Origin of the sequence: Fulvimarina manganoxydans (assembly GCF_900176465.1) — a bacterium.
GTDB classification, from domain to species: domain Bacteria; phylum Pseudomonadota; class Alphaproteobacteria; order Rhizobiales; family Rhizobiaceae; genus Fulvimarina; species Fulvimarina manganoxydans.
This window is the reverse complement of sequence record NZ_FWXR01000026.1, coordinates 19,392-39,123: the sequence shown is the minus strand read 5'-3', so window position 1 is coordinate 39,123 and position 19,732 is coordinate 19,392. Positions and strand designations below refer to the sequence as shown.

Sequence of the window (19,732 nt, the reverse complement as noted above, 5' to 3'; positions counted from 1 at the left end):
GCCACCTTCGCGCGACTTTCGTTGTCGAAAGGTTCAAGGACCCATGAGCCGGATCGCATTCTTGGCCGGTAGCCTTAAGGCGAACCTCCATCTCGTCCGCGACTTTGCCTCGCTTCTGTCGGGATCGGTCGGCCGGCTGGTCCTGTCGCTCGCCTATTTCGTCTGCGTCGCCAACGGGCTTTCGCTGGCCGATTTCGGCCTCTTCGCGACCGCTTCGGCGACCGGCGTCGTGCTCGCGCGCATCGCCGGTTTCGGCTTCGTCTCACCGCTCTATCGCGCCGCGACCGTCAAGAAGCATCTCGTCGGCACCTATACGGCCGGCTATCTCGCCGCCCTCGTCCTCTCCTTGCCGGTGGCGGTTCTCGCCAGCGCCTTCGTCTATTGGATCCTGTTTGCCGGCGAGATGGCCTGGACGGCCTTTGCCGCGATCCTTGCCGCCGAAATCCTCTGCTGGCGCTCGCTCGAGGTCGTGCTGATCGTCAATAACGGCATCGGCCGCTTCACGCGAGCGGCAATCCTCGTCATTGTCGGCTCGGCCATCCGCGCCGGCGCGGCGGTCCTCTTCTGGTTCGGCGGCGACGGCTCGCTCCTCACCTGGGCGCTGCTTTATCTCGCGGCCAACGCCCTGGCCGCTTTGGCCGCGATCACCACCTCCTATCCGCGCCAGAGGCTGCGCTGGCGCCCCGACCTTTATCTCCGGCGCTGGCGCGACAGCGTCGCGGTGGCGGGGGCGGAGATGGTCTTCTTCCTCCAGTCCGAGCTCGACAAGCTTCTCGTCCTGTCGCTCGGCGGACCGGCGCTGGCCGGCCTTTACGCGATCATCATGCGGCTCGTCGATCTGACCGCGATCCCCGTGCGCGCCTTCAACACCATCGTCGTCCAGAAGCTGATGCGCCCCAACAAGGCCGACTGGCTCGGCGCGTGGCGCCGGCGGCTCGGCGTCGAGGCGATGGTCGCCTTCGTCTCGATCGCGGGATTCACCGGCCTTGGCGGCTTTCTGTGGCTGTTCCCGACGGCGCTTGGCGCCAATGTGGCGGACGCCGCGCCGCTTCTTCTGCTGGCCCTGCTCGTTCCCGCCTTCCGCAATCTCGTCGAATATCAGAGCGAGCTTCTCTATGCGCGCGGCAAGACCGGCATCCGGGTTCTGGTTCTGGTGTTGGTGGGCCTTGCCAAGGCCGGCTTCCTGGCACTGATCTTAAGCGAAGATACCCCGCCCGAAACCTGGATCGTCGCACTCAACGGCGTTTTCGCCGTGCTCTGGGCGATGTCCGCGGTCATGACCTATGGGGCGCTGGATTGGGCGGGACGCAAGGCGCGCGGCGCGTCCTTCAGCCCAAGCCTGCAACCCGGCGAATGAGGTCCGTGCTGGTTCCGGTGAAGGACTGGATGCCGATCGCGACCTGCTGGGACTCCAGCCCGCCGACGAAACGCGACAGGGTTTCGCCGTCGAGCGCCGCGCCCGACCAATAGACGCTGCACAGCGCCTCGGGGCTTGCCGCATGATGGCGATCCAAGCCCTCGATCTCCTCGACGAAACGGCCATAGATCGTGCATTCGGAGAGCTGACGCGTCGCCGCCAGGGCATCGAAGGCCTTCTTGCCGGTCACGGCCTCGATACGCTCGGCCATGGCGCGCACGCTTTCCGTGCGCCAGGCGATCAGGGTCGAGATATAACCGTGATCGCTGATCTCGGGCGTCTTGATCCCGAGCAGTTCGCCCGCCTTTTTCGACCAGCCGCGATGCTCCGAGCGCGAGGGCTCGGCGATGCCGGCGAACCAATCGGGCCGCCGAAAGAGCCGGACCCGGCCATCGTCCTCGACGAAACGCTGCGTATCGAAGGGGCGTAGGAACACGACATCGGAATCGACCGAGATCATCACCGCTTCCGGCAACCGGCGCCCGATCTCGATGCGCCGGAGCTGCTGGGCATGCCAGCCGCGCAGAGGCGGGCCCTTCAAGGATGCCCAAATACGCCGACGCCCGAAACTCGTCGGATCGGGTACGGAGCGAAGCCACCAGGGAAAGAGCTCTCTTTCGTCGACCACCTCACGCTTCGGCCCTTCGAGAGCCCGGAACATCGCGACATCTCTTGGCTCGACCAGAAGGATATGGCGGCTATGGCCACGCACATGGGCGTCGATGCTTTCGCACAAGAGGCGGCAGCGTTCGAAGTCGCCGCGATAGCTCGCGGTCACAATCGCGGAATTCATGGGACCCAAGCCTTAGCCGCGCTCGTTGCGCGGCGCGGCCGGGCCGGCTTGAAAGATGCACATGAGGCGGTCCTTCAGCATGCCGGCGATGAAGAGCGGATTGCCGAGAATATAGCGGCGCCAAAGGCGGCCGGGCTCGAGGCCGAGGCGCCAGACCCATTCGAGACGCAGGCGGCGGACGGCGCGCGGCGCGCGCACCACCTCGCCGGCAAGAAAGTCGAACAGGGCGCCGACGGCAAAGGCCACCTGCCCATGGCGATGATCGAGCGCTTCGACGATGAAGCGCTCCTGAAGCGGCACGCCCATGGCGACGAGAACGATGTCGAAGCGACCCTCTTCCAGCCGCGACAGGACGTCGGGCAGCCCGGCCTCGCTGAAGAACCCGTCGGAAACGGCTTCATAATGATGCTGGGGCGCGATGGCGGCGAGGGAGAGCACCGCGCGATCGGCGATGCCGGGCCGGCCGCCGACCAGAGCGACGCGTCGGCCGGTCCTCAGCGCCATCAGGAAGCGTGGCAGAAAATCCGTCCCGTTGAGGTTTTCGGAAAAGGGCGCGCCATAGAGGATCTTCGCCCCGATATCGACGCCGACGCCATCGGGCAGGACGAGGCATTGGGACATCGCCTCGCGATAGGCCTGATCGCGGCGAGCGATATTGGCGCAATGGGCGTTGAGAAAGGCGACGCGCGTCAACTTCGTGCCGGCAAGCGCCGAACGCAGGCGTTGCACCACATCGCCGCCTTTGGCGTCGATTACCTCGACCCCGGCGATGCGCCGCTTTTGGGTCAAGGGCGACACGGCGTCATCAAGGGTTGCGCGGCCCTGCGGCAGGGCGATCGACGCCGTCTGGCCGGCTTGCCTCCGGCGGGCGCCGGTGTCGGGTGTGTCCACTGACATCAGGCGACCTCCGAATAGGGCTCTGGGCTTGGATGCGGGCGTTGCGCCGAAGACGATCCTGCGCGCGCCTTGTCCCCGTTCAAAAGGGCAAGGCCCGCAGCGATCGCCTTGTCGAGACCGGCTTCCTGCGCCTTGGCGAAGGCGCGACCGTCGAGCCGGCCGATTTCGCCCGCCCGCTCGGCCTGGACGAGATCGGTGAGGGCGCTCGCGAAATCATGGGCGGAATTGGCAAGCCGCACATTGGCGGGCATGCGCGTGACCCCGCGCAGCGCACGGCTGGTCGCGACCGCCGGCATCCCTTCCTCGAAGGCTTCGAGCGTTTTCAGCTGAATGCCCGTCCCGGCCTTTGTCGCAAGCGCGAGAACGCGGGAGCCACGCACGAAATCCTCGGCGCTCTCGACCCGGCCGAGAAGACGCGCATTCTTCGGAACGGAGGGGAGATTGTCGTCGAGCCGGCCGGCGATCGCCACATCGATCCCGCCCGGCAGGAGCGGAGCGACTTCTTCCAGGAACCAGACGAGGCCGATGCGGTTCGGCGCCCAGCTCCAGGTTCCGATCAGCCCGACATCCTGATGACGCATGCCGTCATCGGGCGCGGGATGGCGGCCGACGACCAGAGGCAGGGTGATGGCGCGCGGATCGTCGTCGAGGCCGAGACCGGTCTTGTCGGCTTCGGACAGCACATGGACCACATCGGCTTTTGCGCAGGCCTCCGCCTCCAGACTCTTCAGGAGCGCCGCCTCGCGCCGATAGAGCAGCCGGTCGACGATCGTCTCGGCATTGGCCGCGTTTTCGCTGGCCGAACGATGCTCCACATTGTGGGCGACATAGGCGCAAGGATGATCGCGCATGAGAAAGGGATAGGCGGCCAGCATTTGAATGGAGCTGACCACCACGGCGTCGAAGGGGCCGGCCTTCAGGACCGCCGCGCGCATCTCGGCCTCCGAGAGCCGCGCCACCTTGGCGACGCAGACCGGCATATGGCGGCCGAGGGCCGCGCCGACCCAGGCCGCTTTCCGCAATGTCGAAGCGCCGGCATTCTCGATGGCGAGTTCGCCGAGACAGATCGAATCGGCAGGAATCGCCGCATCCGGCCGCCGGTAGCCGACGAAGGTCAGCCGAACGCCCTGACGACGATAGGCTTCGAGGATCGCTCGGTTGGCGATCTCGAAACCGGTCGAGGGATTCGGATCGGGCAGCAGCGAGGAAACGACGAGAATGTGCATCGGCGGGCCTTTCGGGGTCCGTCCTTCAGGTTCGCGCCGAGATTGTCAGGAAAGGTTTGAGGGAACGCTAATGCACGCTTTTCGTCGCGGCAGGGCTTTTGACCCTGCCTTTCCTCGTTCACGATTTCAGATTCACGCTGCACGACACGACGCTCGAACGCAGGTGGCGACTTGATCGTAAAGCCGAACCCTTCAACGCTTCGTCATTCTCGGCCACCGTGCCGAGAATCCAGGCCCGGCGCCACCCGAAAGCGGCTAAAGATGAAACTATCCCTTTATTCCAGCACCTTAGAGCGCCACCCTAGATTCTCGGTACGGGGACCGAGAATGACGACGCGATGAAAGACAACGCGTCACCTTTAAGGACAGCGCACTCGATAGACGCCATTTCGAAGAGACGGCCCTGTTGCCGAATTCCGGTCGATCGCATTTCGCTCTAGCTGTGTTCGGCCGAAAAAAGCGCCGCCAGCCTCTTGGCACGGGCCTCGTCCTCCGCCGCCCGATCGCGGCTCTTGGAGAGGACGAGACAGGCCTCGGACTTCAGGATCAGCCCGTCCGAGAGGATCTTCAGCTGATTGGCGGTCAGCGTCGACCCGGTCGAGGTGATATCGACGATGACATCGGCCGAACCCGCCGCAGGCGCCCCTTCGGTCGCGCCGAGGCTTTCCACGATCCGATAGCTCTGAATGCCGTGGCGCCGTGTGAAGAAGCTCTGGGTCAGGCGCCAATATTTGGTCGCGATGCGAAGGCGTCGGCCGTGGCGGGGGCGGAAGGCGCCGGCGACATCGCCGAGATCTTCCATCGTCTCCACATCGACCCAGGATTCGGGCACCGCGACCACCACATCGGCATGGCCGAAGCCGAGCCTGGCGACGAAATCGACGACCGCCTCCGGTTCGGCAATCGTCTCGCGCACCAGATCTTCGCCGGTCACGCCGAAATCGATCGCCCCCTCGCGCAATTGGCGCGCGATCTCCGAGGCCGACAGAAGCAGGACGTCGAGCCCGTCAAAGCCCGAGACGGTGGTGCGATAGGAGCGGGAATTCTCCGCCGAGGTGATTTCGATGCCGACGGCCGCGAGCGCCTCAACGCTTTTGTCCTTCAGCCGGCCTTTGGACGGAATGGCGAGGGTGATGGTCATGCGGCCTCTCCGGCATCGGAGCTTTCGGTCCGGGCGCTCGTCGCCTCGCGCATACGGCCGAGCCAAAGCGTGAAGCCCACCGCCGGGATCGGCTGGGCGGCGCCGAGAAGGCGCAACAGGCGATCATAGCGCCCGCCGCCGACCAGCGGCTCGCCGCCATCCTTCAAAAGCGCCTCGAAGACGAGGCCCGTATAATAGTCGAGCGGGCGGCCGAAGGCGGCCCGATAGCGTAGCGCGTCGAGCGGGACGTCGGCGGCCCGCAAAGCGAGATTGCGCGCCTCGAAGAAGGTCAGGGCGCGGCCGAGTTCGAGCCCCGCCTCGGCGGCGAGCGCCCGCACGATTTCGGGCGCATCCGACAGGGCGCAATCGATCGACAGGAAGCGCTTCAGAAGCGAGAGAGAGCTGTCCGGCAGCCTGGCTTCGGCGATCGCCACCTTCTCGATGAGACGCTGAGCGACTTCCAGCGGCGCCCGGCCCGAATGGGGCGGCAGGCCGCCCTCCTCCATCAGATCACGAATGGCTCTTGTCAGCGCCCCTTCCTCACGGGCGCGGGCGAGCTCCACGAGCGGCGCGGGCACGGTGTCGATTGCCGCCCCCCGCCCGCCGGAAAGAGCGGTGAGTGCCTCATCGAGCAGCCGGTCCTCGCCGAATGTGCGGATGAGCCGGCGCTGCCAGCCATCGGGCAAGCCGAGGGCGCGCAGGAAGGCCTCGAAAAGCCCCTGATCCCCGAGAACGACACTCAGCCTTTCCAAAGGCAGGCCGGCCGTCTCCAGGCTCGCCAGCGCATCGGCCAGCGCCCGCGCATCGGCCATGGCGAGATTGGTCTCGCCCAGATCCTCGATGCCCGCTTGTTCGATCTCGTTCGGCCCGTCAATGTCGCGCGGGCGGCGAAAGACCAGGCCGCGATAGGAATAGCGGCGTGGCAGATCCGCCCCGCTGACGATATGGTCGAGGCAGACCGGGATGGTGAAATCGGGCCGAAGGCAGAGATTTTCCCCGCCCTCTCCGGTCGTCAGGAAGATGCGCCGGCGCAGCGCTTCGCCCGCCGTGTCGAGATAGGGCTCGGCCGGCTGCAGGATCGGCGTCTCCATCGGCACCGCGCCGCGCAAGGCGAAGAGATCGGCGAGCGCCTGGTCGGCATCCGTGGCAGCGCTCATCGGGACGACGAGCCGGCCATGCGCGACAGGATCGCCTGAACGGCCTCGACGAGCTGGTCCTCGTCGACCATCTCCTGGCCGGCGCGGGCCTCGCGCCATTCGGCATTGTCGGTGATCTGGGCGGACAACTCCTTGCCGAGCGCCAAATCCTTTACCTGCACCTTGCCGGCCTCCTTCTCGTCGCCGCCCTGAATGACGACGACGGGCGAGCCGATGCGATCGGCATATTGCAGCTGCTTGCCGAACTGTTTGGGATTGCCCTGGAAGACCTCGACGGGGACCGGCGGCTTGGACGGGTCGGCGTTCAGCGCCTGGCGCAGCTTCGTCGCCATGGCCTGATAATCGGCCATGCGATCCTTATCCATGACGGTGACGACCACCGGACCGGTTCGCTCCGCCGTCTCCAGCCGGCCGAGATTCTTCAGGGCCGTCATGAGACGCGAAACGCCGATGGAAAAGCCCGTCGCCGGCACCGGCTGGCTCATGAAGCGCGAGACCAGCCCATCATAACGCCCGCCGCCGCCGACCGAGCCAAATTGGACCTTCTGGCCCTTTTCATTGACGACATCGAAGAGGAGTTCGGCTTCGAACACGGGGCCGGTGTAGTATTCGAGGCCGCGGACGACGGAAGTATCGATGCGAATACGATCTGAATCGTATCCAGCAGCATGTGACAGTTGAGCGATATGTAATAGCTCTTGAAAGGCCTGATCGAGCAACTCACTCTTACCGCCAAAAATTTTATGTAATGCCGAAATGAACAACCTATTGTAGGGAGTTGATTGATCATCACAATCAATCGACTCTATTGAATAGAACATTTGAATGAATTCGATTTGTTGAGGAAGGAGATTTGCTCCCCTTGTGAAATCTCCACTCTCATCCAAACGGCCCTTGCCGAGGAGTTCCTTCACGCCCTCAAGGCCGAATTTGTCGAGCTTATCAATAGCTCGCAGCACAATGAGCCAGCGCTCGTCGTCTTCTCGGCTATCTAGGCCCAACACCTGACGCAGGCCGTCAAATGCCTTCCGGTTGTTGACCCGGATGACATATTGGCCGCGCGGAATGCCCAAGGCCTCCATCGTGTCGGCCATCATCATCGCCATTTCGGCATCCGCCGAGACATTCGGCGCGCCGACGATGTCGGCGTCGAACTGCATGAATTGACGGAAGCGGCCCGGCCCCGGCTTCTCGTTGCGGAAGACATAGCCCGCCCGATAGGAGCGATAGGGTTTGGGCAGGCTCTCGTAATTCTCCGCCACATGGCGGGCGAGCGGCGCGGTCAGATCATAGCGGAGGGACAGCCACTGCTCGTCATCGTCCTGGAGCGAGAAGACGCCCTCGTTCGGCCGGTCGGAATCGGGCAGGAATTTTCCCAGCGCATCGGTGAATTCGAAGGCGGGCGTCTCGACCGGCGTGAACCCATAGGTCTCATAGACCCGCCTTATGGTGGCGAGCATCGCCTCCTGGGCTCTCAGATCGGGCGCCTCGCGATCGACGAAGCCGCGCGGCAGACGGGCGGCGACCCGCTTTTGTTTCTTCTCTTTCGCCATCGACCCAAACCTCGTCTCGTCTTCTGTTCGCGTGAAGAGAGCGCCGCGCGGCCGCCTCTCCCGAAAGTTGGAGACGAAGAAGCGTGAAATGGCCGGGCAAACCCTTCAGGCGAGGGAAGTTCCTCTTCGAGCGAGGCTCTAGAACATCGCGGATGGCGGAACAAGCATGGAAGGCGCCGTTTCCCGGGCGCTCAAGCGCCTGTCTTATGCCTGAAGCCGTGCGGACCCTGTCGCGGCATGGAGCGCATGAGGGCGCGCACATAGCGCGCCTCTTCGGCGTCCCGGCGGGGCTGACGGTGTGCGGCGGATATGGCGATCGAATGGCGGGCGAGATCCAGAGGATGGACGAGGGCCATGCCGAAATTTCGAAAATGCGTCGTTTCGATCGAAAAGTCCGAGATGACGACAATGCCGTCATGACGCTCGTCGCGCCAGATCGCGTCCATGAGGGTGGCCAGCGCCTCCTCCGGCCCTTCGAGGATTTGCGTCAGGCTCTGATCGTGGAAACTGATCTCGCCGCCGATGCCGAGCGCCGCGTTTTTCCGATTGGCGTGATCCACGATGGAATAGAACACGTTCAAGTCGATCGTCTTGCCGTAACTTGTATAGCAAATATGCCGCATCGCCCCGCTCCCCACCCACAGGGTTAATTCAGCATTATTATTTATCTATATCAAAAATAACATCTGTTCAGATCAAACTGACAACGAACGACTTCATATCATAAATGGCCTGATCGTCTCTTCTGATAGGATTATATCATCAGAACCAAGCGCGATCGTCTTGGAGCCCATGATGCAACGAGAAAGGGGACACTGGGCCGGCCTTGGGCTAAAATGGCGCGTCAGGTCAGATCGAGGCGGTTCCGCGATGTCCGGTTCAGCCGAACTATGAGCATTTCTTGGCTCCCGAAGGGCTGTGGATGATGCCGCATATTATCGGCTCGAGCACCCCTCCACCCTTCGCCTCCGGCGATGTCCGGCTTAGAAGCGCTATCATGATCGCAAATCCGCCCGAGAGACCCCATCTCCCTCGGCGGCCCGTAAAGACCGCAAACCCGGGAGCCCGGCTTGCCCATTGTCGAACTCGACCCTTTTCTGATCGATCAGATCGCCGCCGGCGAGGTGGTCGAGCGGCCGGCGAGCGTCGTCAAGGAATTGGTCGAGAACGCCCTCGATGCCGGCGCCCGGCGCATCCAGATCGCCACCGCCGGCGGCGGCAAGACGCTTTTGCGCGTCACCGATGACGGCAACGGCATTCCACGCGAGGAACTGCGGCTCGCCGTGCGCCGCCATTGCACCTCCAAGCTCTCCGGCGGGCTCGACAAGATCGCGACCTTGGGCTTTCGCGGCGAGGCCTTGCCCTCGATCGGCTCCGTGGCCAGACTTTCGGTCGCGTCACGCGCCAAAGGCGCCGACGATGCCTTCGAAGTCGTCGTCGAGGCCGGCCATTGCGAGGGGCCGAAACCGGCCGCGCTGACCAAGGGGACGGTCGTCGAGGTGCGCGGCCTCTTCCAATCGGTGCCCGCGCGGCTGAAATTTTTAAAAAGCGACCGGGCCGAAGCCCAGGCGATCACCGAGACGGTGAAGCGGCTCGCCATCGCCTTTCCGGGCGTGCGTTTCGAGCTGTCCGGCCCCGACCGCTCGCGCACGCTCTTCGAGGCGGTCGCGCCCGAAGCGGCCCTGACGCGCATCGGCGCGGTGGTCGGCGAGGATTTCGCCGAGAACGCGGTTGAGATCGACGCGGAGCGCGACGGCGTCTTCCTGTCGGGCTTTGCCGGCCTGCCGACCTTCAATCGCGGCAATTCGCTCGCCCAATATTTCTATGTGAACGGCCGTCCGGTGCGCGACCGAACCCTCGTCTCGGCGCTGGCAGGCGCCTATGCCGACATGGTCGCCAAGGGCCGCTACGGGGTCGCCGTCCTCTTCATCGAACTCGATCCGGCGCTCGTCGACGTCAATGTCCACCCCGCCAAGGCCGATGTGCGCTTTCGCGATCCAGGCTTGGTGCGCGGTCTCATCGTCGGGGCGCTGCGCGAGGCTTTCGCGCGCGAGGGCGTGCGCGGCTCGACCGCCAATGCCGACGGGCTGCTCGGTCGCTTTTCGGGTGGGGTCCCCCGACAAGGCGGGGACGCATCGTCCAAAGCCCCGGCGCCCGCCGCGACGCCGCGCTTCGCCGATCTCGCACCCGGCGCCGCCTTGGGGCGCGACGTGTCCTCCAGGCCGCGCCTCGATTTCGGCGCCTATCGCCCCCCTGAGCGTCCGCGCACGCCCTTCGAGGCCGCGAGCGCCGCCTATCGGCCGCTCGAGACGCAGCCGCAAGGCGCCGGGGAGACGGCTGCGGCCTATAAGCCGGGAGACTCCAGCGGCAAGCTCACCGGCCAAGACCACGGCTTTGGCGAAAGCAGCCAGACCGCTTATCGGAGCGAAGAGCCTGCCGTCGCGGCGCATGCCGGCGAGAGGACGCCAGAGGAGCCCGCGACACACTTTCCCCTGGGCGCCGCCAAGGCCCAGCTCTTCGGCAATTTCATCGTTGCCGAGACGGAAGACGGTCTCGTCCTCGTCGATCAGCACGCCGCCCATGAGCGTCTCGTCTATGAGCGGCTGAAGACCGCGCTCTATGGCAAGGCGCTCGCCTCGCAGCTCCTGCTTCTGCCCGAAATCGTCGAACTCCCCGAAGACGATTGCGACCGTCTGGCCGAAGAGGCGGACACGTTCCGCAGCCTCGGCCTTAGCCTCGAACGCTTCGGCGCGGGCGCCGTCGCCGTGCGTGAGACACCGGCGATCCTCGGCCAATGCGACGTCAAGCGGCTGGTGAAGGACTTGGCCGACGAGCTCGCCGAATTCGGCACCGGCGACAGCGTCAAAAGCCGGATCGATCACGTGGCCGCGACGATTGCCTGCCATGGCTCGGTGCGCTCGGGCCGGCAGCTGCGGCCCGAAGAGATGAATGCCCTCTTGCGCGAGATGGAGGCAACGCCCGGCTCGGGCCAATGCAATCACGGCCGCCCGACCTTCATCGAATTGAAGCTCGCCGATATCGAGAGCCTGTTCGGACGGCGGTAGGAGCAGCGCCGTGCCACCCGCGATTGACCTTGGCCGATCGGCCTCTTAAGTCCCGGATCAACAGGACGGAGAGACAAGTCATGAACCGAATGGAGCCGGCCGGCGAGGCCAAGCTGAAATATGGAACGCCCGATTTTCAGGTGGTGCGTTCGGGCTCCTTCGTGCGCTGCGCCGTCACCGGCGATCCGATCCCGCTCGATCTTCTGAAATATTGGAGCGTCGAGCGCCAGGAAGCGTATCGCGACGCCGACGCGGTCTTCGAGCGCGAAAAGCAGGTGCGCGCCGCCGGGCGTTGAGCCAAAAGCCGGCCGAATGCAGCGCGTTATCCGAAGCGGCGGCGGCGGAAATTGGCGAGCGTTTCGCGGATCAGACGCTCGGCCGTGCCCTCCACATCGAAGCGGAAGGTGACATCGAGCACGTCGCATTCGGTCGCAAACAGCCGCAAGGCGTCCGCTCCGCCGGCAAGCCGGACGGCGTCCTTCCGGGTCGTGACCAATTGCAGACCCTGACGCCAAGCGGCGGCCGAAAGTGCCGCCACATCCTCGGCCGTATAGGGGTGATGATCGGGAAAGACCCGACTGTCCTCGACGCGCGCGCCGACGGCTGAAAGGCTCGCCAGGAATTTCGCCGGATCGCCGATCCCGGCAAAGGCCAGAACCCGCATCCCGGCGAAGCGTTCGGCCTTCGTCGGCGTGATCGCGCCATAATGGACCGGCCTGTTGGAGCGCCCGGCAAGCGAGGCGATGTCGGCACCCGCCGGGCCCTTGCCCACCACCACGAAACCATCGGCATGGCGCGTCTGGTCCTCGATCGGCGCGCGCAAAGGCCCGGCGGGAAAGACCCGCCAATTGCCGAGGCCGCGCTGGCCGTCGACGAGAAGAAGCGAAAGATCGGTCTTCAGCCGCGCACTCTGAAACCCGTCATCCATGATGATGATGTCACAGCCGGCCTCTTCGATCAGAAGGCGCGCGGCGGCCGCACGATCGGCGCCGACCGCCGTCGGCGCGATCCGGGCGAGAAGCAAGGGCTCATCCCCCGTCTCGCGGCTCGTCTGACGCTCGGGATCGACGAGAAGTGTGCCCCGCCCCTTTCGGCCATAGCCGCGCGAGACGAAACCGGGCTTGCGCCCGAGCCCGATCGCCGCTTGCCCAAGGGCTATCGCGCAGGGCGTCTTGCCGGCCCCGCCCACCGTCGGATTGCCGACACACAGAACCGGAACGCCGGTCTCGGCGCGCTGGCCCTTGTCCAGATTGCGGGTAGCGATGCGGCCGTAAAGATCGGCGACCGGCGCAAGGAGGGTGGACGGCACGCCAGGCGCCCGCCACCAGAATTGCGGAGACGACAGCCGCATCAGCCGGCAGAGGTCGGCGCAAGGCCGCCGCGCCGATCGAGACGCATCGAGAGTTTCATGGGATTGATGAAGGGCGTCAGGGCTCGCATGGTCCGGTCCAGCGCCCCGCGCATCTCGCCCAAGGCGATCTGCGCGCCGCCGGCCATATGGGCGCGGCGCTCGTCATTGGAAAGGAGATGATCGACTTCCTGGGCAAGCGAGGCTTCGTCGCGCACGATCACCGCCGCCTCATGGCGCAGGAGCCTCTGATAGACGTCGCGGAAATTCTGGACATAGCGCCCCGACAGAATGGCCGTGCCGAGCATGGCCGCCTCCAGCGGGTTCTGTCCGCCCTCGCCCGTCAGCGACTTGCCGAGAAAGGCGACCGGGGCGAGGCGCAGATAAAGGCCCATTTCGCCGATCGTATCACCGATGAGAATGTCGGTGCGCGCCGTCGGCATCTCGCCGAGACTGCGCCGAGCCACGCTGAGGCCGATCTCGGACAGGGATTTGGCGATCTCGGCGCCGCGCTCCACATGGCGCGGCACGATGAGGGTCAAAAGCCCTTCATGCCGGCGTTTCAAGGTGATGTGGCAGGTCGCGGCAGCGTCTTCCTCGCCGGCATGGGTCGAAAGCGCTCCCCAGACCGGACGGGTGCCGATCGCGCCCGCCAGTTCGCTCAAGGCCGCCTCGTCGCAGGCCGGCGGATCGGTATCGGCCTTCAGATTGCCGGCGACCGTCACCGAGGGCGCGCCAAGAAGGCGATAGCGTTCGGCATCCACATCCGACTGAGCAACGACGCAGGCGAGATGTTCCAGAAGCGCTTCGGCGAACCAATGGGCCCGCTTCCAACGATCGAAGGAGCGATCGGACAGGCGAGCATTGACGAGCACCTGGGGAATGCGTCTCTGGCCAAGCGCCTCGATCGTCACCGGCCAAAGCTCGCTTTCGGCGAAAAGCGCCAGATCGGGGCGCCAATGATCGAGAAAGCGCGCGATGGAGGCGCCCACATCGAGAGGCACATATTGGTGGATGACGCAGTCGGCGAGGCGCTTTTCGACGATCTCGGCCGAGGTTCGGGTGCCCGTCGTCATCAAAATGGCGATGCCTTCGGCCGCGATCGCGCGCACGAGAGGCGTCACGGCCGCCGTCTCGCCGACGCTCGCCGCATGGACCCAGACCAGCGGCCGGTCGCCGGGCCGCTCGCTGCTCGCCTCGCCATAGCGCTCGCGCCGGCGCGCGCCGTCCTCCTTGCCGCGCTTGGCGCGGTAGGCGACATAGGGGCCGAGCATGGGATAAGCGAGCGTGCCCATCAGGCGATAGACCGACAGGGCGGCTCGGGCTCTGCGCTCACTCACCGTTTCGTCCCCGCCAATTCGATGGCCCGTTGGTTCGCCCATTCGATCGCGTCCGTCACCTCTTTTCGCTTCGCCTCCAAGATTGCCGCGTCCGCATCCATCGGGACATGGATGGGATCACCGATGACCACCGCCATGCGCCCGAAAGGCAGCGGAATCGTGGTCCTGTCCCATGAAGATGCGACCACATGACGGCGGCTCGTCACGGCCGCGCTCGGAAGGATGGGTCGGCCGGAAATCTTGGCGAGCGTCACGATGCCGAGGCCTGCCTGACGCGGCGCCCCCTTCGAGATGTCGGCGATCATGACGACGCTCTTTCCCGACCCCAAGGCCCGGCGCAACGCGATCAGTGCCCGCGCACCGCCTTTGTCGGTCCGCGTCTCGCCTTCGCGCCCGCCCGAGCCGCGCACGGTCGAGGCGCCGAAGCGCTCCACGACAAGGGCGTTGAGTTCGGCATCGGCGTTGCGCGACAAAAGCGCGACCGAAGGCAGATCCTTCGGCCGCACCAAGGGGGCAAGAAGATGCTGGCCATGCCACAGGCCGATAATCGCCGGATGGCTGGCAAAGAGCGCCTGTCTCTCTTCCGTGGAGCCTTCGGCGCGGCTCTGGGTCGCATCCACGAAGCGAAGGGCGTGATAGACGAGGGCCCCGGCCAGCGACGTGACGAAGCGGCTCCGCCCGACCGAGCGGATCAGCCGCCGATAGCGCCGGCGCCATTGCTTGAAGGGCTTCTTTCCGGCCGTCGCTTGCGCCGTCTCGCTCCGGCCCTCCTCTGCCCCTCTCATGTCACCTCAAGTCAAATCGGCTACAATCGGCAGGCATACCCTCGATCGCGGCCTCGATCTCTGCGTTTCGACGGACGGTCCCGCCGAGCCCGGATGCATTTAGGTCGGCACGCTCAAAGGCCATCCCTTTTGCGACCCGGCACCCGGCGAGGAGCGGTCCATCGGATCGCCCCTGTGTTGGTGCCCGAGCGGCGTCAGTGTCCGCCCGGCGTCAGGAGCCGATGCATATGGACGATGAAGTAGCGCATCGCGGCATTGTCGACGGTCTGCTGCGCGCGGCCACGCCAGGCGGTCAAGGCGCTCTGATAGTCCGGGAAAATGCCGACGATATCGAGATTGTCGAGATCCTTGAACTCGACCGATTGCAGGTCGCTCAACTCGCCGCCGAATACGAGATGCAGCAGCTGTTTGGGTTTCTGCTCTTCCATCTTTGTCATCACCTCTGTCGTTTCAGCAAGAAGGGTGTCGATCAACGCGTGATTGGAGCAAGGCCTTCGGCAAGACGCATGGCCAGGCCCTGCGACGCCTCGGAGGCCGCAATGAGTACGCCATGCCGGTTGGGGCTCTCGCTGTAAAGGATGTCCTGCCCATTCGTATCGACCAGCCGGCCGCCGGCCCGCTTGAGGATGAGATCGCCGGCGGCGATATCCCAATCGTTGCAGCGCGGGCGGATCAGGGTCGCATCGAGCCGTCCGTCGGCGACGAGGGCGAGGCGATAGGCGAGCGAGGGCACGGCCTTCGCCGGCGTTACCGCATCTCGTAACGGAGGGTCGAGCCGCTCGAAACGGCCGCGCAACTGGTCCGGCATCGCGACGGACAAGGCCTCGCCCGCACCTTCACCCCAGCGCTGGCCTACCTCAATCGGACGGCCATTGCAGGTCGCGGCTCCCTCTTCGGTCGCCAGAAACACCTCGCTTAAGGCCGGCGCATGGATGACACCCGCGACTGGACGCCCCTTCGAGACCAATGCCAGCGACACGCACCAGGTCGCCTCGCCGCGCAGATAAGCTCTGGTGCCGTCGATCGGATCGACCACGAAAAAGCGCGATTGGGCGTCCTCGATGTTGCCGGTGCGCGGTTGCTCGCTCTCTTCCGACACCCAGCCATAACCGGGGCGGGCAGCAAGAAGAACGCTCTTCAAATATCGATCGACCGCATAATCGGCTTCTGAGACCGGAGAATGCCCGGCCTTCATCCAGACCTCGGGAGACCGGCCGAAATAGCTCATCGCGATCTCGGCCGCGCCGCGTGCCGCCTCGATCAGGAGCTCCAGTTCTTCCCTTTGCGATCGCACGATCTCCTCAGCGCCCCGCCACGGTCATTTCGCCGATGCGAAGCGTCGGCGCGACGATCGAAAAGCGCGTGTCGAGATCGTCTGCCGCGACAAGCGCGAGCAGCATCTCCTTCAGATTACCCGCGATCGTCACTTCGGAGATCGGCCGGGTCAGCTCGCCATTTTCGATGAGAAAGCCCGAAGCGCCACAGGAATAATCGCCGGTGACGAGATTGGTGCCGTGGCCGATGGTTTCGTTGACATAAAAGCCCAAGCCGGTTTCGGCGATCAGCGCCTGCGGCGACAGCTGGCCGGGTGTCAGGACCACATTGGTGGAACCGGGCGAGAGCCCGGCGCCGGACCGGCTCGCCCGCCCATTCGTCTCGAGACCGAGCTCCTTGGCGGTCGCCGTGTCGAGGAGCCAGTGCTTCAAGACGCCCGCCTCGACGAGGGTCAACGGCTTGCCGGCAACCCCCTCGCCATCGAAGGGGCGCGAGCCGGGACGGCGCTTCAAGCTCGGCTCGTCGGTGACCGTCATCGCCTCGGGCAGGACCTTTTCACCCATCCGATCTTTCAGGAAACTCGTCCCGCGCGCGATCGCCGCACCATTGATGGCCGAGACGAGCGTCGAGAGAAGACCACGTGCAATGCGTGGATCGAGCACGATCGGCATCCGCCCGGTCGCAAGCGTGCCGGGATTGAGCCGCTTCACCGCCCGCTCACCCGCTTCCCGGCCGATCACCTCGGCGGATTTCAGATCGGCGTAATGCATGCGCGAATCGAAATCATAGTCGCGCTGCATGGCCGTGCCCTCGCCCGCCACAACGCTTGCCGAGCGCGAAAAGCCCGAACGGAAGCGATGACCGCGAAAGCCGTGCGACGTGGCAAGGACGAGGCTCGACGTGCCGGCCGAAGCCGAGGCGCCGTTGGAATTCGTCACGCCCGGCACGGACCGGGCCGCGTCTTCCAGTGCGAGCGCCGTCTCGCGCAAGGATTCGGTCGGAACATCCGTCGGATCGAACTGGTCGAGATCGAGAATCTCCTTCGCCAGACGCGCTTCGTCGGCAAGGCTTGCAAAGCGATCCGGGGGCGAGACCTTGGCCATGGCGACGGCGCGTTCGGCCAGCATTTTGAGGTCCGAGCGCGTATCGCCCGAAACGCTCGCGACGCGGTCGCCGACAAAGACGCGCAAGGACACGCTCTCGGTCTCGGAGGAGCCGGTCTCCTCCACATGACCGAGGCGCACATCGACCGAGCGGCTGAAGGCGCTGGCAACGGCGACATCTGCCGCATCGCTTCCCGCTTGCCGCGCCTCTCCAAGCAGGCGTTCGGCAACGGCGAGGAGCCGGGTCGTATCTTGATCCATGAGGTCGGTCCGTTGGTATCGATCGAACTTGCATCTATTGTTGCAAGAGGGAAGCATCAAGCCGTCGCTGCATCGCAATAGGATGGCGCGAGGACAAAACCGGCAAAGGGACCGAAAGTTGGAACATGGCGCCGACGCACAATTCCTTGAAGTCCTGCTGCTTCTGGGGGGCGGGATCGTGGCCGGCACGCTGTTCAAGCGCATCGGGCTCGGCACCGTGCTCGGCTATCTTTTTGCCGGGATCGCGATGGGGCCGCTTCTTGGCCTGATCTCGGGCGGCGAGGAAATTCTCCATATCGGCGAGCTCGGCGTCGTCTTCCTCCTCTTCATCATCGGGCTGGAGCTAAAGCTGTCCCGCCTCTGGACCCTGCGCCGTCAGATCTTCGGCCTGGGCGCCGCCCAGGTCGTGGTCACCGGCGCCGCGCTCGCAGCGCTTTTGTGGTGGCTTGTCTTTCCCGGCGGCGCTGCGATCGTGATCGGCTTCGGCTTTGCTCTTTCCTCCACCGCCTTCGGGCTTCAACTACTGGAAGAGGCGGGCGAGACGAATACGCGGCACGGCCAGGCGGGTTTTTCGATTCTCCTGTTCCAAGATCTCGCCGTCGTGCCGCTTCTGGCCGTCATTCCCTTTCTCGCGCCCTATTCGAACGACGCGTCCATCAAGCCGATGGAGGTTGCGATTTCGCTTGGCGCCCTGGTCGGCCTCATCGCCGCCGGCCGTTGGCTGCTCAATCCCCTGTTTCGGATCATGGCCTCGGCGGGCGCGCGGGAGGTAATGCTCGGCGCCGCGCTCTTCGTCGTTCTCGGCTCGGCCATGTTGATGGCGATCGCCGGCTTCTCGATGGCAATGGGCGCCTTTATCGCTGGCGTACTCCTGGCCGAATCCTCCTATCGCCATGAGTTGGAGGCCAATATCGAGCCGTTCCGGGGGCTTCTTCTCGGCCTCTTCTTCATCGGCGTCGGCCTGTCGATCGATCTTCAGGTTCTCACCGAGGATTGGATGATCATCCTTCTCGCCGCCCCCCTCCTGATGATCGTGAAATCCGTCTTCATCTATTCTCTGGCCCGTGCTTTTGGCGAAGGCCACGACACCGCCATGAGGATCGCCGGGCTTCTCGCCCAGGCGGGTGAATTCGGCTTCGTGCTGTTCTCGGCGGCGGCCGCAGACCGCATTTTTCCCCAGTCGACGTCTTCGCTGCTCATCGCCATCACCACGCTGACGATGATGCTGACGCCGCTCTCGACCACTCTCGCCACCTATCTTCTCGGCCGCAAGGACGAGGAAGAGGACGAGATGGAGGAGGATTTCGAGGGCGCGGGCTCGGACGTTCTCCTGATCGGCTTCTCGCGTTTCGGTCAGATCGTTGCCCAGGTGCTTCTGTCGAGCGGCATCGACGTCACCATTCTCGATTCCTCCGCCGAGCGCATCCGCACGGCGACGCGCTTCGGCTTTCGCATCTATTTCGGATCGGGCATGCGCAAGGAGGTCCTGGAAGCCTCCGGCATCCGCCACGCCAAGCTCGTCGCCGTCTGCACCAACAAGAAGGAGACGACCGACCGGGTGGTCGATCTGATCCGCTCCGAATTTCCCAACGTCAATCTCTATGTGCGCGCCTATGACCGGGCCCACGCCCTGTCGCTGAGAGCCAGAGGCGTCGACTACGAAATCCGGGAGACGGTGGAGTCGGCCCTGTCCTTCGGCAATGCGACGCTGACCTCCCTCGGCGTCGAGGAGGAGTTGGCCCGCGAGATCGTCGCCGATGTGCGCAAGCGCGATACGGCCCGGCTCAAGCTGCAGGAAGCGGAGGGTTACAGTGCGGGCGCCGATATGGTGACCACCAAGGTCGTGGCGCCCGAGCCGCTGGTCAAACCCCATCCGGCCCTCCAGGCGGTGGACAAGGCCGGCGACGGCTCGGAGGGCGGCTCGGACCTCTTCGACGACCAGGCGCCGATCCGTCGGCGCCGTGGCCGCTTCCTCAGATCGCGCCGCACCCAGATCAAGGAGCCCGTCGCCGGGCGCCCCGATCCGTTGCGATCGTGACGTGGACCCGCGACGGGCTCAATCGTCGGGTTTGTGAAGCTCCGATTCCAGCTTGAGAACCCGCGAGCCGTCGTCCTGCTCGATCAGATAGGCGGGGTTGTCCTCCTCGCCGTTGCGGGTGATCTCCTCGCCATCGATCGTTCGCGTGACCTTTTCGGTGAAATGGTCCTGCACCTTGCCCTTGGCGCTGCCATTGCCCCAATTCCAGGCGACATATTGGCCTTTTCGAAACGCGACCATCGGCGCCTCCTTTTTCGGATTTTGAAACGAAACTGGAATCGCCAAGCCTTTGCAGTGGTCTGAAGTTCCCTTCTCCTGTTCCGGCCGGTTGCT

18 protein-coding genes are annotated in these 19,732 nt (G+C 65.0%); 4 read left to right on the top strand and 14 right to left on the bottom strand.

The window, feature by feature from the left end; all coding sequences use genetic code 11:
* Positions 1 to 43 precede the first annotated feature (43 nt).
* Positions 44 to 1,357, top strand: coding sequence for a lipopolysaccharide biosynthesis protein (locus B9A15_RS19920; protein WP_084412310.1), 1,314 nt, complete (start codon positions 44 to 46; stop codon positions 1,355 to 1,357).
* Here the strand turns inward: B9A15_RS19920 and B9A15_RS19915 are convergent.
* The 7 genes from B9A15_RS19915 to B9A15_RS19885 form a co-directional block, all read right to left on the bottom strand.
* Positions 1,329 to 2,210, bottom strand: a complete 882-nt coding sequence (locus tag B9A15_RS19915) for a DUF6492 family protein (RefSeq protein WP_084412308.1) — start codon at positions 2,208 to 2,210, stop codon at positions 1,329 to 1,331. The two genes, B9A15_RS19920 and B9A15_RS19915, sit on opposite strands and share 29 nt — an antisense overlap.
* 12 nt (positions 2,211 to 2,222) lie before the next feature.
* A complete protein-coding gene (locus tag B9A15_RS19910; protein WP_084412306.1) occupies positions 2,223 to 3,107 on the bottom strand; it encodes a WecB/TagA/CpsF family glycosyltransferase in 885 nt (294 codons plus the stop codon).
* Positions 3,107 to 4,333 carry a glycosyltransferase gene (locus B9A15_RS19905; RefSeq protein ID WP_084412304.1) on the bottom strand — a complete coding sequence of 409 codons (1,227 nt, stop codon included), beginning with the start codon at positions 4,331 to 4,333 and terminating at the stop codon, positions 3,107 to 3,109. The genes B9A15_RS19910 and B9A15_RS19905 overlap by 1 nt, the downstream gene beginning before the upstream one ends.
* A gap of 436 nt (positions 4,334 to 4,769) precedes the next feature.
* Positions 4,770 to 5,474, bottom strand: coding sequence for an ATP phosphoribosyltransferase (gene hisG, locus B9A15_RS19900; protein WP_084412302.1), 705 nt, complete (start codon positions 5,472 to 5,474; stop codon positions 4,770 to 4,772).
* Complete coding sequence (locus B9A15_RS19895) at positions 5,471 to 6,631, bottom strand: ATP phosphoribosyltransferase regulatory subunit (protein WP_084412300.1); 1,161 nt, start codon at positions 6,629 to 6,631, stop codon at positions 5,471 to 5,473. Before B9A15_RS19895 ends, hisG begins: the two co-directional genes overlap by 4 nt.
* Positions 6,628 to 8,184: a histidine--tRNA ligase gene (gene hisS, locus B9A15_RS19890; RefSeq protein WP_084412298.1), complete on the bottom strand. Its 1,557-nt coding sequence runs from the start codon at positions 8,182 to 8,184 to the stop codon at positions 6,628 to 6,630. Before hisS ends, B9A15_RS19895 begins: the two co-directional genes overlap by 4 nt.
* A 191-nt stretch (positions 8,185 to 8,375) precedes the next feature.
* Entirely contained in the window at positions 8,376 to 8,807 is a 432-nt protein-coding gene (locus B9A15_RS19885; protein WP_084412296.1) for a BLUF domain-containing protein, read from the bottom strand.
* Positions 8,808 to 9,254: 447 nt separating this feature from the next.
* Between B9A15_RS19885 and mutL the strand changes: the two genes are divergently transcribed.
* A complete protein-coding gene (mutL, locus tag B9A15_RS19880) occupies positions 9,255 to 11,249 on the top strand; it encodes a DNA mismatch repair endonuclease MutL (protein WP_084412294.1) in 1,995 nt (664 codons plus the stop codon).
* A gap of 80 nt (positions 11,250 to 11,329) precedes the next feature.
* On the top strand, positions 11,330 to 11,545 hold the full coding sequence (locus B9A15_RS19875; protein ID WP_084412291.1) for a DUF2093 domain-containing protein: 216 nt from the start codon (positions 11,330 to 11,332) through the stop codon (positions 11,543 to 11,545).
* 26 nt (positions 11,546 to 11,571) lie between these two features.
* On the opposite strand, the gene lpxK is transcribed toward B9A15_RS19875, so the two are convergent.
* The 6 genes from lpxK to B9A15_RS19845 form a co-directional block, all read right to left on the bottom strand.
* The gene (gene lpxK / locus B9A15_RS19870) at positions 11,572 to 12,558 is read right to left on the bottom strand and encodes a tetraacyldisaccharide 4'-kinase (RefSeq protein WP_244557049.1); all 987 of its coding nucleotides are present in this window, start codon (positions 12,556 to 12,558) and stop codon (positions 11,572 to 11,574) included.
* 41 nt (positions 12,559 to 12,599) lie between these two features.
* Positions 12,600 to 13,937 (bottom strand): lipid IV(A) 3-deoxy-D-manno-octulosonic acid transferase, encoded by a 1,338-nt coding sequence (waaA, locus tag B9A15_RS19865; protein ID WP_084412346.1) that lies wholly within the window; start codon positions 13,935 to 13,937, stop codon positions 12,600 to 12,602.
* Positions 13,934 to 14,722: a lysophospholipid acyltransferase family protein gene (locus tag B9A15_RS19860; RefSeq protein ID WP_084412289.1), complete on the bottom strand. Its 789-nt coding sequence runs from the start codon at positions 14,720 to 14,722 to the stop codon at positions 13,934 to 13,936. The genes waaA and B9A15_RS19860 overlap by 4 nt, the downstream gene beginning before the upstream one ends.
* Before the next feature lie 194 nt (positions 14,723 to 14,916).
* Positions 14,917 to 15,150, bottom strand: coding sequence for a DUF4170 domain-containing protein (locus B9A15_RS19855; protein ID WP_084412344.1), 234 nt, complete (start codon positions 15,148 to 15,150; stop codon positions 14,917 to 14,919).
* A 41-nt stretch (positions 15,151 to 15,191) separates the two neighbouring features.
* On the bottom strand, positions 15,192 to 16,016 hold the full coding sequence (locus B9A15_RS19850) for a 3'(2'),5'-bisphosphate nucleotidase CysQ (protein WP_084412287.1): 825 nt from the start codon (positions 16,014 to 16,016) through the stop codon (positions 15,192 to 15,194).
* A gap of 7 nt (positions 16,017 to 16,023) precedes the next feature.
* Entirely contained in the window at positions 16,024 to 17,361 is a 1,338-nt protein-coding gene (locus B9A15_RS19845) for a TldD/PmbA family protein (RefSeq protein ID WP_084412285.1), read from the bottom strand.
* A gap of 118 nt (positions 17,362 to 17,479) precedes the next feature.
* Between B9A15_RS19845 and B9A15_RS19840 the strand changes: the two genes are divergently transcribed.
* Positions 17,480 to 19,399: a monovalent cation:proton antiporter-2 (CPA2) family protein gene (locus tag B9A15_RS19840; protein ID WP_244557048.1), complete on the top strand. Its 1,920-nt coding sequence runs from the start codon at positions 17,480 to 17,482 to the stop codon at positions 19,397 to 19,399.
* An 18-nt stretch (positions 19,400 to 19,417) separates the two neighbouring features.
* On the opposite strand, the gene B9A15_RS19835 is transcribed toward B9A15_RS19840, so the two are convergent.
* Entirely contained in the window at positions 19,418 to 19,639 is a 222-nt protein-coding gene (locus tag B9A15_RS19835; protein WP_084412281.1) for a hypervirulence associated TUDOR domain-containing protein, read from the bottom strand.
* Between the last annotated feature and the right edge of the window lie 93 nt (positions 19,640 to 19,732).

Bases quoted from the DNA above. Each gene is read 5' to 3' on its own strand.
- B9A15_RS19875 (WP_084412291.1), top strand. From the start codon at position 11,330: ATGAACCGAATGGAGCCGGCCGGCGAGGCCAAGCTGAAATATGGAACG.
- B9A15_RS19910 (WP_084412306.1), bottom strand. From the start codon at position 3,107: ATGTCAGTGGACACACCCGACACCGGCGCCCGCCGGAGGCAAGCCGGC.
- B9A15_RS19835 (WP_084412281.1), bottom strand. From the start codon at position 19,639: ATGGTCGCGTTTCGAAAAGGCCAATATGTCGCCTGGAATTGGGGCAAT.
- B9A15_RS19905 (WP_084412304.1), bottom strand. From the start codon at position 4,333: ATGCACATTCTCGTCGTTTCCTCGCTGCTGCCCGATCCGAATCCCTCG.
- B9A15_RS19895 (WP_084412300.1), bottom strand. From the start codon at position 6,631: ATGAGCGCTGCCACGGATGCCGACCAGGCGCTCGCCGATCTCTTCGCC.
- B9A15_RS19860 (WP_084412289.1), bottom strand. From the start codon at position 14,722: ATGAGAGGGGCAGAGGAGGGCCGGAGCGAGACGGCGCAAGCGACGGCC.
- B9A15_RS19855 (WP_084412344.1), bottom strand. From the start codon at position 15,150: ATGGAAGAGCAGAAACCCAAACAGCTGCTGCATCTCGTATTCGGCGGC.
- B9A15_RS19845 (WP_084412285.1), bottom strand. From the start codon at position 17,361: ATGGATCAAGATACGACCCGGCTCCTCGCCGTTGCCGAACGCCTGCTT.
- B9A15_RS19920 (WP_084412310.1), top strand. From the start codon at position 44: ATGAGCCGGATCGCATTCTTGGCCGGTAGCCTTAAGGCGAACCTCCAT.
- hisS (WP_084412298.1), bottom strand. From the start codon at position 8,184: ATGGCGAAAGAGAAGAAACAAAAGCGGGTCGCCGCCCGTCTGCCGCGC.
- B9A15_RS19915 (WP_084412308.1), bottom strand. From the start codon at position 2,210: ATGAATTCCGCGATTGTGACCGCGAGCTATCGCGGCGACTTCGAACGC.
- B9A15_RS19885 (WP_084412296.1), bottom strand. From the start codon at position 8,807: ATGCGGCATATTTGCTATACAAGTTACGGCAAGACGATCGACTTGAAC.
- hisG (WP_084412302.1), bottom strand. From the start codon at position 5,474: ATGACCATCACCCTCGCCATTCCGTCCAAAGGCCGGCTGAAGGACAAA.